Annotated in this window: 10 protein-coding genes and 1 pseudogene; 9 read left to right on the plus strand and 2 right to left on the minus strand. The window is 67.9% G+C overall.

The genetic code is table 11. The features are described from left to right. Nucleotides 1-31: 31 nt before the first annotated feature. The 5 genes and pseudogenes from ACT89H_RS03470 (at nt 32) to ACT89H_RS03490 (ending at nt 4381) form a co-directional block, all read left to right on the plus strand. Complete coding sequence (locus ACT89H_RS03470; protein ID WP_445107350.1) at nt 32-985, plus strand: alpha-ketoacid dehydrogenase subunit beta; 954 nt, start codon at nt 32-34, stop codon at nt 983-985. 8 nt (nt 986-993) lie between these two features. Continuing rightward, complete coding sequence (locus ACT89H_RS03475; protein ID WP_445106982.1) at nt 994-1749, plus strand: biotin/lipoyl-containing protein; 756 nt, start codon at nt 994-996, stop codon at nt 1747-1749. A 29-nt stretch (nt 1750-1778) separates the two neighbouring features. Continuing rightward, nucleotides 1779-2795, plus strand: coding sequence for an LLM class flavin-dependent oxidoreductase (locus tag ACT89H_RS03480; protein WP_445107351.1), 1017 nt, complete (start codon nt 1779-1781; stop codon nt 2793-2795). 39 nt (nt 2796-2834) lie between these two features. Then, nucleotides 2835-3536 carry a DUF8020 domain-containing protein gene (locus ACT89H_RS03485; protein WP_445106983.1) on the plus strand — a complete coding sequence of 234 codons (702 nt, stop codon included), beginning with the start codon at nt 2835-2837 and terminating at the stop codon, nt 3534-3536. Between the two features lie 119 nt (nt 3537-3655). Beyond that, nucleotides 3656-4381: pseudogene (locus ACT89H_RS03490) on the plus strand (aldo/keto reductase). A gap of 26 nt (nt 4382-4407) precedes the next feature. Here the strand turns inward: ACT89H_RS03490 and ACT89H_RS03495 are convergent. Both ACT89H_RS03495 and ACT89H_RS03500 read right to left on the minus strand, forming a co-directional pair. Further along, complete coding sequence (locus tag ACT89H_RS03495; RefSeq protein ID WP_445106984.1) at nt 4408-5007, minus strand: SDR family oxidoreductase; 600 nt, start codon at nt 5005-5007, stop codon at nt 4408-4410. A 55-nt stretch (nt 5008-5062) separates the two neighbouring features. After that, a complete protein-coding gene (locus ACT89H_RS03500) occupies nt 5063-6016 on the minus strand; it encodes an NAD(P)-dependent alcohol dehydrogenase (RefSeq protein ID WP_445106985.1) in 954 nt (317 codons plus the stop codon). A gap of 569 nt (nt 6017-6585) precedes the next feature. On the opposite strand from ACT89H_RS03500, the gene ACT89H_RS03505 reads away from it, so the two are divergent. From ACT89H_RS03505 to ACT89H_RS03520, 4 genes are all read left to right on the plus strand, one after another. Then, nucleotides 6586-8814 (plus strand): SulP family inorganic anion transporter, encoded by a 2229-nt coding sequence (locus ACT89H_RS03505; RefSeq protein WP_445106986.1) that lies wholly within the window; start codon nt 6586-6588, stop codon nt 8812-8814. Between the two features lie 244 nt (nt 8815-9058). Then, complete coding sequence (locus ACT89H_RS03510) at nt 9059-11308, plus strand: solute carrier family 23 protein (RefSeq protein ID WP_445106987.1); 2250 nt, start codon at nt 9059-9061, stop codon at nt 11306-11308. Nucleotides 11309-11416: 108 nt separating this feature from the next. Then, nucleotides 11417-11842 (plus strand): TIGR02611 family protein, encoded by a 426-nt coding sequence (locus tag ACT89H_RS03515; protein ID WP_445106988.1) that lies wholly within the window; start codon nt 11417-11419, stop codon nt 11840-11842. Nucleotides 11843-11844: 2 nt separating this feature from the next. Continuing rightward, a complete protein-coding gene (locus ACT89H_RS03520; protein WP_445106989.1) occupies nt 11845-12459 on the plus strand; it encodes a (2Fe-2S)-binding protein in 615 nt (204 codons plus the stop codon). Nucleotides 12460-12518: the final 59 nt, after the last annotated feature.

Here is a 12518-nt window from a genome sequence, read left to right on the forward strand (position 1 = left end):
CGCGGCGACCGACGTCGGCGCCGAACTGACACTGTCCCAGGCCATCAACCGGGGATTGGCGCGCGCGCTCGAACGCGATCCGCGGGTACTGGTAATGGGCCAGGACGTGGGCGCTCTCGGTGGCGTCTTCCGGGTCACCGAGGGTCTGCAACGGCGCTTCGGCAGCGACCGCGTGGTCGATACGACACTCGCCGAGTCCGGGATCATCGGCACCGCCATCGGCCTGGCCATCCGCGGGTATCGCCCGGTATGCGAAATCCAGTTCGACGGATTCGTCTATCCGGCGTTCAACCAGATCGTGTCGCAGTTGGCGAAACTGCGGGCGCGCACCCTCGGACAGGTCATCGCGCCGGTTGTCATCCGCATACCAGCGGGCGGCGGCATCGGGGCGGTCGAACACCACAGCGAGTCCAACGAGGCGTATTTCGCCCACACCGCCGGATTGCGTGTGGTCAGCTGCGCGACACCCGACGACGCGTACTGGATGATCCAGGAGGCGATCGCCTCGGCGGATCCGGTGGTGTTCTTCGAACCGAAGCGGTTGTACTGGCGCAAGGGAACGATCGGTGGAGGAGCACGGAAGACATTCGCTCCCAACACCGTTCGCGTTGGCGATGCCGTCACGATAATCACCTACGGTGGCGCGCTCGCCGTCGCGACCGGTGCGGCCGACGAACTCGCCGCGTCCGGAACACGCTGCGAGGTCATCGATCTGCGCTCGCTGGCGCCGATCGACTACGAACCGCTGATCGCTTCCGCGCGCAAGACCGGTCGCGTGGTGATCGTGCACGAGGCGCACACCGCGGGCGGCCTCGGCGGCGAGGTCGCCGCCCGCGTCACCGAGGAGTGCTTCTATTCGCTGGATGCGCCCGTCCTGCGGGTCGGTGCGTACAACCTGCCGTATCCACCCGCGCGGCTGGAGAACGAATTTCTTCCCGATCAGGCACGCGTCGTCGACGCCGTCACCCGATCGCTCAACTGGTAGGGGACCCGATGACCACGACTGTCGTCGCACTGGCCGATGTCGGTGAAGGTATCGCCGACGCGGTAGTGCTGGAGTGGAAGGTCGCACCAGGTGATCCGGTGCACACCAACCAGACACTGCTCGAAATAGAAACCGTTAAGGCGATCGTCGAAGTGCCCGCGCCATGCGACGGCATTGTTCTCGCCCTGGAGGCCGAGGAAGGCGATACGGTCGAAGTCGGTGCGGTACTGCTGACCATCGCCGCCGAGTCGCGGTCGGACCTGCCGGCATCTGGCTCGGGGTCGGACCTGCCGGCATCTGGCTCGGGGTCGGACCTGCCGGCATCTGGCTCGGGGTCGGACCTGCCGGCATCTGGCTCGGGGTCGGACCTGCCGGCATCTGGCTCGCCGTCGGACTCACCGGCATTCGACTCCCTGTCATACCCACCCGCACAGCCAGGCCCGCTGGCCAAGCCGAATGTGCGTCGATACGCCAGGGAACTCGGCATCGACCTCGGCGACGTCACCGGGACCGGGCCGCAGGGACAGATCACCGAACAGGACCTCACCGAGTACCATGCGCGACACAACGGCCTCGCGGCACCGAACACCAGCCGCGGTGAGACGGTCGCGGTCGAACAGTCCGACGCGAGCAGCGCCGTGGCGGTCAGTGCCGTACGCCGCGCGACGGCCGACGCGGTGTCGGGCAGCTTCTTCTCCGCGCCACATGCCACCGTATTCCTTGAAGCCGATGCCACCGCAACCGTCGACTTTAATTCGGCATAACTTTCTTCCCCGCGGTCGGACCCGACGATCTGCCCGCCGGCAAATATTTCGACGACGCCATCGAATTGGCGGTTTACGCCGATCAACGCGGTTTCTATCACGTGAAGACCGTCGAACACTATTTCTTCCCCTACGGCGGCTACAGTCCGGACCCGGTACCGTTCCTGTCCGCGGTGGCCGCGCGGACCAGGTCCATCCGTATCGCGACCGGCGCGGTCATCCCCGCGTTCTCGCATCCGGTGCAGCTGGCCGGGCGACTGGCCGTACTCGACAATCTCAGCCATGGACGGCTCGACGTCGGTTTCGGGCGTGCGTTCCTGCCCGACGAATTCGCCGCGTTCGGGGTGAGTCTCGACGAGAGCCGGGCCAGGTTCGACGAAGGCGTGCGGATCGTCGAGCGCCTGTGGGCCGAGGAGAATGTCGTCGTGGACGGCCCGTTCCACCGGTTCGGGCCGGTCACACTGTTGCCGCGCCCCTACCAGCGCCCCGGGCCGCCGGTCTTCGTGGCGACGGCCACCAGTCCCGCCTCGGCCGAGCAGGCCGGGCAGCTCGGGCGGGGACTGCAAGCGGTCCCTGCCATCGCGGGCGTGGCGGGATTCACCGAGATCCTGGCCGCCTACCGACGCGGCTGGGTCGCCGGCGGCCGGGATGCCGGAACCGAGGACGTGCAGATCAGCCTCGGGGCGTTCATCGCCGAGGACCGCGACGAAGCGCTGAGCCTGGGCAGGCGCGACGAACAGCTCTACTCCGACAAGATCGCCCAGGCCACCCGCTCGTGGGCAACCGAGCGAAGTGCCGATTATCCGGGGTACGAGAACCTGGCGAATGTCGGATCCCTCCTTCATTTCGACAAACGCCTCGGCGACGACCACATCCTGGCAGGCACCCCGGACGACGTCCGCGCACAGCTCAGCCGCCTCGGCGCCGCGTACGGCTCCGATATCACGGTCAGCCTCACCATTCATTCGGGAAATCTTCCGATCGACGTAGCGAAACGCACTCTCGACTTCGTCGCGGACAAGATCGCGCCCGAATTCGCGAACTGACCTGTTCGCATTCTCACCCTCGAAAGAGAGATCCGATAAATGAACAAGCGTATCGGCGCCGTGGCAATCCTGACAGCAGGGCTGAGCGCCCTGCCGGGGATCAGCTACGCCGACGTCACTGCGGAGACCGCGCCAGTGAATTACAAGGCCACCGCCACTCCGAAATCGGTGAACATCGAGACCGATTCGGGAACGCTGGAGAACGACCGGGGGACCTTCACCATCAAGGCGGCCGACGGCAGCGTACTCGCCGGAGCCGAATTATCCTTCCGCGTGGACGACTTCGTCTTCCCGATCAGCTCCCGTATTGCCGGGCGCAGCGCTGTCCTGACACCGGAATTCGATCTCGCGCACGCGACGTACCGGCCGGTCGCCCTGCCCTTCGAGGAGGGCGCGCCGTGGAAGACCCCCTATGACCGGGAGGTGGCCGCCTGGAACAGGTTGACCAGCACCATCGGCGCGGGCGCGAGCATCGGCACCCTCGTCGGCGGACTGACCGGTGGCGCGGTGGGCTGCGTACTCGGCGGCATTGCCGGTGCGACGGTCGCCTCCGCCGCGATCATCGGCCTCTTCGGCGCGTTCGTCCCGGCAGCCGTGGTCGGCTGCGTCGGCGGGATCGTCGCCATCGGCGCACTGGGCACCCTGGTCGGCCAGCTGCTCGTGACGGCACCGGTGGCGATCCTGGCCGCCATCCAGTACTTCACAACGATCAACTCGCCGTTCCCCGAGCCCACCAGGTAACGTTCGCCGACCAGTACAACGTGGGTTCGACGACCAGCCGGCATACCTGGGCGCCGACTCGGATCTCGGGCAGTTCGGTCGCCGACAGCCTGGGGCCGAGTCGGCGCCCGCCTCGAGTTATGTTCCGAGGGCCCCTCGATTGTCGGCCGGGCGCTGCGCGGTCGCCGCGACCAGGTGATCCTGGCCGGCAAATTCCACAACCCGTCGATGACGACCCCACGCACCGGGGGAACTCACGGTGCTGGCTCACCCGAGCGGTCGAGGATTCGCTGCGTCGACTGACTACCGATCATCTAGACCAGGTGCACCGTACCGAGGCGGTTACCGATATCGACGAAACCGTCGGTGCGCTCGACGATCTGGTCCGCGCGGGCAAGATCCGCTACTACGGCACATCGGTGTTCGCGCCGGGCGAACTCATCGAAGTGCAATGAGCCGCGGATAAACGCAAGCTGAATCGTCCTGCTGCCGAACAGGTTCCGTACTCACTGCTGGTGCGTGGCATCGAACGGGAGACGCTGCCGATCGCCCGCAGGTACGGCCTCGGCGTACTCACCTATGGTCCGCTCGCGGCGGGCTGGTTGTCCGGACGGTATCGGATCGGGGCAGCCCAGCCGCCGTCGCATCGGGCCGAGCTGAATCCGGGCCGCTTCGATATCGATGCACCCACCAATGCCGCCGAACTCGCCGCCGCCGATGCGCTCGCCGCACTCGCCGCGGCGTCCGGTCTGACCGTGATCGACCTGGCAGCCGGTTTCGTCCTGGCGCATCCGGATGTGACCGCGACCATTATCGGCCCGCGCACCCAGGCACATCTGGACGCCTCCCTGCGGGCCGTCGCGTGACCTGAGGACACGAATCCAGATGTTGCTCAGAAGAGCCCGCCGCCCGCGTGCAGGGATTGACCGGTGATCCAGCGGGCGTCGGGGGAGGCGAGGAAGGCGACGATATCGCCGATATCGGCGGGCTCGCCGATGCGGCCGAGTGGGGTCTGATCGATGATCTGGTCGGTGAGTGCCGGACTGCGCGCCGCGGCGAGTGCCTCGGTGCGGACGGCACCGGGCAGTACGTTGTTGACAGTGATGCCACGCGGCCCGAGTTCCTTGGCCAATACCCGAGCGAGTGCTTCACTCGCGGCCTTGGTAGCGGCGTAGATTCCCGAACCCGGTCGATGGGTCGCGGTCACCCCGGACGATACGACCACGATCCGTCCCCCGTCGCGCAGTCGGTTGGCGGCCGCGCGCAGTGCGATGAAAGTGGCCTTTGTATTGGTGGTGAACATGAGGTCGAACTCGTCGTCGGTCGCCTCGGCGATCGGACCGACGGTGGCGGTGCCCACATTGTTCACCAGGATGTCGAGTCCGCCGAAGTGCTGTTCGGCCGTCTCGAAAAGGCCGGTCAGTTGGGCCGGATCCGTCACATCCGCCTGGGCGGCGACCGCCTGTCCGCCGTCGGCTTCGATCGTGGCCACGACCCGCCAACGAATTGATCAAACCGGACATCCCTGAAGCAGCAGCACCCGCAAATCAGCGGATCTGGACCACCACTTTGCCGAGGGCGCGTCCCGTACCGACGTGGGACAGCGCTTTCGCGGTCTCGTCGAGCGGGAAGGTGTGGTCGATGTGGATTCCGATCCGTCCTGCGACACATGCCTCCGCGAGGGGTGTGAAGTGCGCGGGCCCTTCCTTCACCGCGAGGACTCCGAGAGAACGCCCGGTCACCAATCCGGCGAGCACGCCCACCGTCGTCATCCGCAGCAACGCGCTTGTGGTGCCGCCGACGCAGCGGTACCGGCCGCCGCGGGCGACCGACCTGCGGTAGGCGAAGACCGACCGGTGGGCGACCAGGTCGAGTACTCGGTCGTATGGTCCGGTTCGGGTGAAGTTCTCGACGCGATAGTCGATAACCTCGTCTGCGCCGAGCGTGCGCATGAACGCCAGCTTGTCGGCGTTATCGACCGCGGTCACGTGCGCCCCGGCGTTCTTGGCCAACTGGATCGCGAACGCTCCGGATCCGCCGCCCGCTCCGTTGATCAACACCGACATTCCGGCAGCGATATCGGCAGTGCCCTGTAGGGCGATCGCCCCGGCTTGGGGCAGGGTCGACGCTTCGGCGAAGCTCAGCGACGCCGGTTTGTGGGCCAGCGCCGATTCAGGAGCCACGGCATATTCAGCGAATCCGCCCTTGAGCATCAGATTGTCGCCGTAGACCTCGTCACCGGGTGCGAACAGGGTGACCTCGGAGCCGACGGCTTCGACCCGTCCGGCGATATCGGATCCGAGAACCGGGCGACCGGGAGTCCGGAGCCCGCCGATGCGCGAATACAGCGGCGTCCCCCGCAGTGTCTCCCAGTCGGAGAGGTTGATCGACGTCGCGTGCACCTGGACCAGCACCTGTTTCGGCGCCGGAGACGGCGTTGGGGTATCCGCGATCGACAGCACCTCGGGGCCGCCGTAGCGGTCGTACACGACGGCCCTCATGCGATACCGGCGCGGAGGATCGAGCGACAGCGTGACACGTGACAGACTCTAGTCGGCGGGCCGCGCCGCGGCCGGCGAACTGTGCGCCGGCCTTCTGCGCGAGCGAGAATCACCGGCCCACCACGCCGGCCGCTGGGCCACCGGGTCGGCCGCATTCGGTGCCTGTGATCGTCTGCCCGCATTCGATCGGGGCGGGCTCCGGTGGCCGGCGATGCGGTAGTCGGCTGCGCTGCCGGATCGGTGGTGGCGCATGCCAGGACGGGCGGGGCCCGCTGAGCTGAGCGGGTGGCGGCTGGGCTGGTTGTCCGACGCTCGGCATCGGTCGCGCCGACGCCGTCCTTCCCTCCCTGTTGCATTGTGACCTGAGTCACATTATGGTAGCGGTTGCCGTCAGCGGGACCGGAAACCTTTTCACGCACTTTGCGAACTCTTTACTATTGTATCGACCGCTGCGTCAGGGGTCGTACTTCCGTCCATCGGGGGACGGCCCGAGCTTCGCCCGCCGCTCGCTTTCGATGCCAAGAACATGTTTGACCGATGAACCGGGGCACCCCGGCGAAGGAGAAAATATGTCCACCGACACCGATTCCGTACCACGGACGTCGCCGTACGCAGGCATTTCCGCTCGCCTGACCAGCATCGGCCGTGCCGATCTGCCCGCCTCGATCGTGGTCTTCCTGGTCGCACTTCCCCTTTCGCTCGGCGTGGCGGTGGCCTCCGGCGCTCCGGTGGCCGCGGGCTTGATCGCTGCCGTCGTCGGCGGTGTGGTGGCCGGATTGCTCGGTGGTTCCGCGATCCAGGTCAGCGGGCCCACCGCGAGCCTCACCGTGGTCGTCGCCGAGAGCGTGCATCAATTCGGCTGGGCCGCAACGTGCTTCATCACCGCCGGGGCGGGTGTGTTGCAGATCCTGTTCGGGCTGAGTCGCGTCGCGCGCGCCGCGCTGGCCATCGCACCGGTGGTCGTGCACGGCATGCTGGCGGGCATCGGCGTGGTGATCGCGCTGCAACAGGTGCACGTTCTGCTCGGCGGTAGATCGCTGAGTTCGTCGTTCGCCGCGCTGGTCGGTCTACCGCAGCAACTGCTGTCGGTGCGCACCGGCGACCTGTGCGTCGGCCTGGTCGTCATCGTCATCCTGGTCGCTTGGCGCTTCACGCCACGGTGGGTGCGCGTGATTCCCGGGCCGCTGGTCGCCGTGGTCGCGGCCACGCTGCTGGCGCTCGCCCTGCCTACACATGTCGAGCGCATCGTGCTGAGCGGCTCGTTGCTCGAATCCTTGGGTCTGCCCGCGGTGCCCTCCGGCAGGCTGACGGCCGTCGCCGCGACCATGGTCACGATCGCCCTTATCGCCAGCGTAGAAAGCCTGCTGTCGGCCGTCGCGGTGGACAAGATGCGGCCGGGTCACCGCACCGACTTCGATCGAGAGCTGATCGGCCAGGGCTCGGCCAATGTCGTGTCCGGTTTGCTCGGCGGCCTGCCGATCGCGGCCGTCATCGTGCGCAGCGTCACCAACGCGAATGCCGGCGCTCGCAGCCGGGCGGCGACCGTGCTGCACGGGGTCTGGATCCTGCTGTTCGCGGTGGCGCTGGCCGGGCTCGTGCGGCAGATCCCGACCGCCGCGCTGGCCGGACTGCTCATTTTCGTCGGTGTGCAGCTGATCAAGCTGGCGCACATCCGGCTGGCCAGGCGCGCCGGTGAGATGTACGTCTACCTGGCGACCGTGCTGGGCGTGGTGTTCCTGAATCTCTTGCAGGGCATGGTGATCGGTCTGGTGCTGGCGTTCGCGCTGCTGCTGTGGCGGGTGGTGCGTGTGCTGATCGTCGCGGCACCGGTTCCCAGCTCGCGCCGCTGGGCGGTCGCCATCGACGGCACCTGCACCTTCCTGGCCTTGCCGAAGCTCACTGCCGAACTGGCGAAGGTCCCGGCCGACGCCGACGTGACCGTCGAGATGGCCGTCGACTTCCTCGACCACGCCACGCACGAGTTCCTCACCGAATGGGCGCGCGAGCGCGAAACCCGCGGCGTCACGGTCGAATTCGCCGAACTCGGCAGCGCGCGGATGGCCACCGCCTTGGCCGGACCGCCCGAGCGCGGGCACTTCAGGCAGGTCGTCGACCAGGTCATCGGACCGTGGCGGCGCACCGGCGACCGGGAGGACCGCATCGCGGCGGGCATCGCCGCCTACCACCGCGGCCATGCTCACCTGCTGCGCCCGCACCTGGACAAGCTGCGCCATCGGCACGACGCCGACTCGTTCTTCCTCACCTGCGCGGACGCCCGGATCGTGCCGAACGTCATCACCAACAGCGGCCCCGGCGATCTGTTCACGGTGCGCAACGTGGGCAACCTGGTGCCTGCGCGCGGTGGGGACGTCTCGGTGGAGGCGGCGCTGATCTACGCGTTGGAGCGGCTGAACGTGCGCGCGGTCGTGGTATGCGGCCACTCCGGCTGTGGTGCGATGGAGGCGTTGCACCGCGAGGTGCGGGCCGGGGCCGGGCTCGGTGACTGGCTGGCGCACGCGCGGCCGAGCCTGGAGCGCTATCGGCTGGGGCATCCGGTCGCCGCCGCCGCGGCCGTCGCGGGGTTCGGCCCGGTGGACCAGCTGGGCATGGTGAACGTCGCGGTGCAGTTGGAGACGCTGCACGCGCACCCGGTCGTCCGCAGGGGGATCGAGGAACGGGGTGTGGCGGTATCGGGGTTGTTCTTCGACCTCGCCACGGCCCGGGTGATCGAGATCATGGTCGACGGAATCGCGGAGTTCGGCGACGAGCGGCGGCCGGTCGCGGCGGAACCCGTCTGACCAGGCATTGTGCGGTGGATCATGATGATCGGCGATGCCAGGGCAGTGGGAATTCACACACAATTGGCTAACTTCTCAGGCTTTGCTAAGTCTTTACCAATACAATTGCACTCGTTTACATCTCGACTCATCGCTGCGTCGGGACTGCTTCACCGCGAGATGCCGGTTCGCGGTCTTGTGCCCTGCTGGACATGTTGATCGTCAACCGACCTCGGCGAGACAGCCGAGTCGGCGAAGGAGAGTCATGGCTATCGATCAAGATTTAGCCCCGCCACCGTCAAAGCCCGCACCGCCGGGCTCGGGCCACGGTTCCGGACCGCTGTCCGACCGCTTCACTGCTGTCCTCCGTCACGATCTGCCCGCCTCGATCGTGGTTTTCCTTGTCGCGCTGCCGCTTTCGCTCGGCATCGCGATCGCCTCGGGAGCCCCGGTCGCTGCCGGGCTGATCGCCGCCGTGATCGGCGGTATCGTCGCCGGAACGCTCGGTGGTTCGGTCCTGCAGGTGAGCGGCCCCGCTGCGGGCCTCACCGTCGTCGTCGCCGAAACGATCAATCAATTCGGTTGGCGCACGACGTGTTTCATCGTCTTCGCAGCCGGTGTGCTGCAAATCCTGCTCGGCCTCAGCCGCGTGGCCAGAGCGGCCCTCGCCGTGGCGCCCGTGGTGGTGCACGCGATGCTCGCCGGTATCGGCATCACGATCGCGCTGCAGCAAATCCATGTGCTGCTCGGCGGTTCCTCGCACAGTTCGGCTTGGCGCAACATCGTCGAGCTGCCCGGGCAGCTCCTGTCGCTGCACAGCGGCGGCACGCTGATCGGCGCGGTTGTCATCGCGATCATGCTCGGCTGGAAGTACCTGCCCGCCCGGGTGCGCGTCGTCCCAGGTCCGCTGGTCGCGGTGCTCGTGGGTACGGTGCTGTCGCTGGTGCTGCCGCTCGACGCGGTGCGCATCGTGCTCAACGGCTCGCTGTTCGACGCCATCGGCCTGCCCGCCTTGCCGCGCGGCGACTGGTCGGGTCTGGTACTGGCCATCCTCACCATCGCGTTGATCGCCAGCGTGGAGAGCCTGCTGTCCGCGGTGGCCGTGGACAAGATGCATTCGCGCAAGCGCACCGACTTCGACCGGGAGCTGATCGGGCAGGGCTCGGCGAACGTGCTGTCCGGCCTGCTCGGCGGCCTGCCGGTCACCGGCGTGATCGTGCGCAGCGCCACCAATGTGCAGGCTGGTGCGCAGAGCCGGGCCTCCGCGGTGCTGCACGGTGTCTGGGTCCTGGTGTTCTCCGTGGCGCTGGTCTCCGTGGTGGAGCAGATCCCGAAGGCCGCGCTGGCCGGTCTGCTCATCGTGATCGGCATGCAACTGGTGAAGCTGGCCCACATCAAACTGGCCCGGCGCACCGGCGACCTGCTGGTCTACGCCGTGACGGTGCTCGGTGTGGTGTTCGCGAACCTGCTGGAGGGCGTGCTGATCGGCCTCGCTCTGGCCTTCGGCCTGCTGCTGTGGCGGGTGGTCCGGGTGGCGATCAAGGCCGAAGAGGTCCCCGGTACCCAGCGTTGGCTGGTCACCATCGACGGCTCGGCCACCTTCCTCGCATTGCCGAAGCTGTCGGCGCAGTTCGCGAAGATCCCCCCGGGAGCCGACGTCACGGTGGAGATGACCGTGGACTTCCTCGATCACGCGGCTTTCGAGGCCATCGAGGAATTCGCCCGCCAGCAGGTGAACAACGGCGGCAACGTCGATTTCGTCGAGATCGGCGGTGCCAGGATGGCCCACGCAGCGGCACAGCCGCCCGCGCGGAGCTTCGCGCGCTCGGTCTGGGACGAGATCCTCGGCCCCTGGCGGCGCGACGAGCGGCACGAGAACCCGGTCGCGGCGGGCGTCGCTGCCTACCATCGCAGTCACGCGCACGTCGTCCGGCCGCACCTCGATGAACTGCGCGACAACCAGGACCCGGATTCGTTCTTCCTGACCTGTTCGGACTCGCGAATCGTGCCGAACATCATCACCAACAGCGGGCCGGGCGACCTGTTCACGGTGCGCAACGTGGGCAATCTCGCGCCCGCCGACGGCGACGCGTCGGTGGAGGCCGCGCTGGTGTTCGCGCTCGAACAGCTGAACGTCCGCTCGGTCGTGGTCTGCGGGCATTCCTCCTGTGGTGCGATGAAAGCGTTGCACGCAGGCGCCCAGGTCCCCGGCGTGGACGCCTGGCTCGCCCATGCGCGACCGAGCCTGGAGCGGTTCCACGCGGGCCATCCGGTGGCGGGCGCGGCGCGGGCGGCCGGTTTCGGCGAGGTCGATCAGCTGGCCATGGTGAACGTCGCGGTGCAGCTCGAGTTGCTGCGTCAGCACCCGGCGGTGCGCAAGGCGGTCGCCGAGCGCGGCGTCACGGTGTCGGGTCTGTTCTTCGACATCGCCAGCGCCCGGGTGGTCGAGGTGACCGAGAACGGGATCGCGCACATCGATGACGCGGGCCATAGGCCCGCTCCGCAACTGGTCTGATCGACGGGGACAGGTGATCCCGCCCGGGCAGCCGGCCCGGGCGGGATCACCGTATCCGGGCAAGTGTGGAGCGGGATCCGGTATGCCGACCCTCGTACTCTGGGAAACGTGCCTGCAGACCTGGAAACGAATTCGGCCCCTCGACCGACCCGCTGGCGCGCCTTCCGTGCCGATCTCGAACGACGACCTACGCTGTACCTCGGCTACCGGATCGTGGTCGCGGTGGTCGGTGTCACCGTACTCGCGGCCGGTGTGCTCGCGATCCCCTATCCCGGTCCCGGCTGGGCGATCGTGTTCGCCGGGCTCGGCATCCTCGCCACCGAATTCGCTTGGGCGCGCGGGGTTTTGGCCTGGCTGCGGGACCGGTACCGGCAGTTGACGGACTGGTACTCCGGGCAAGGTCCGGTTGTGCAGGTGGCCGGGGCGGTCGGCACCGCCGCGCTGGTCGTGGCGACGCTGTGGATATTGGGAACCTTCGGGCTCGTGGGTAGTTGGATCGGAGTCGAATGGGAATGGCTGCGCAGCCCCCTGTGACGGTGACCACCGTTCCGGGACGCATGCTCACCCAACCGGAATGGCTGGCCGCGCGCATTGCGGAGATGGGCCAGTCCTGGGGGACCACCTCGTCGCGTATCGCGGGCACCCTGTGGTGGTGCATGGTCGCGTCCGCGCTGGTCGAGCAGATCGCGCGGGCGTACGCGCACGACGAGGCCGCCCCCGAAGCCGCGCTGGACCGCCTCGCGTGCGAAGTGCGCCCCGACGGCGGTATCGAACGGGTACGCATCCCGGCCGGCGGCGTAGGGGCCTCCGGTAGCGCGGCGGCGCTGCACGAGACGCTGGTGAGCGTCATCCCGGCGGTCGCCCGGGTTTCGAGCGCGGGCGTCCCCGCGTTGTGGGCGATCGTGGCCGATGCGATCGGCAACCGCGCGCTGGACGCCGGGTCGCCGGATGCGGGCGCGCGGCTGGCCGCCGAGATCGGCGGCAAACTTCCGGTTCCGCGTTTCGTCGACATCGGCGGACGCACCTTCGTGCGGCGCATCTCCTGCTGCCTGGTGTTCGAGGTGCCCGGCTGCGACATGTGCACCAGCTGTCCGAAACGCCCCGCCGCCGAACGCATCGCACTCCTCACGGACCTTGCCACCGAGGGCTGACCATATGCGGCGCGACAACTCGACGGGTACGCCGGGAACGTGAGCGTGACCCGAAGCGA

The sequence above is a fragment of the Nocardia aegles genome (genome assembly GCF_052545135.1).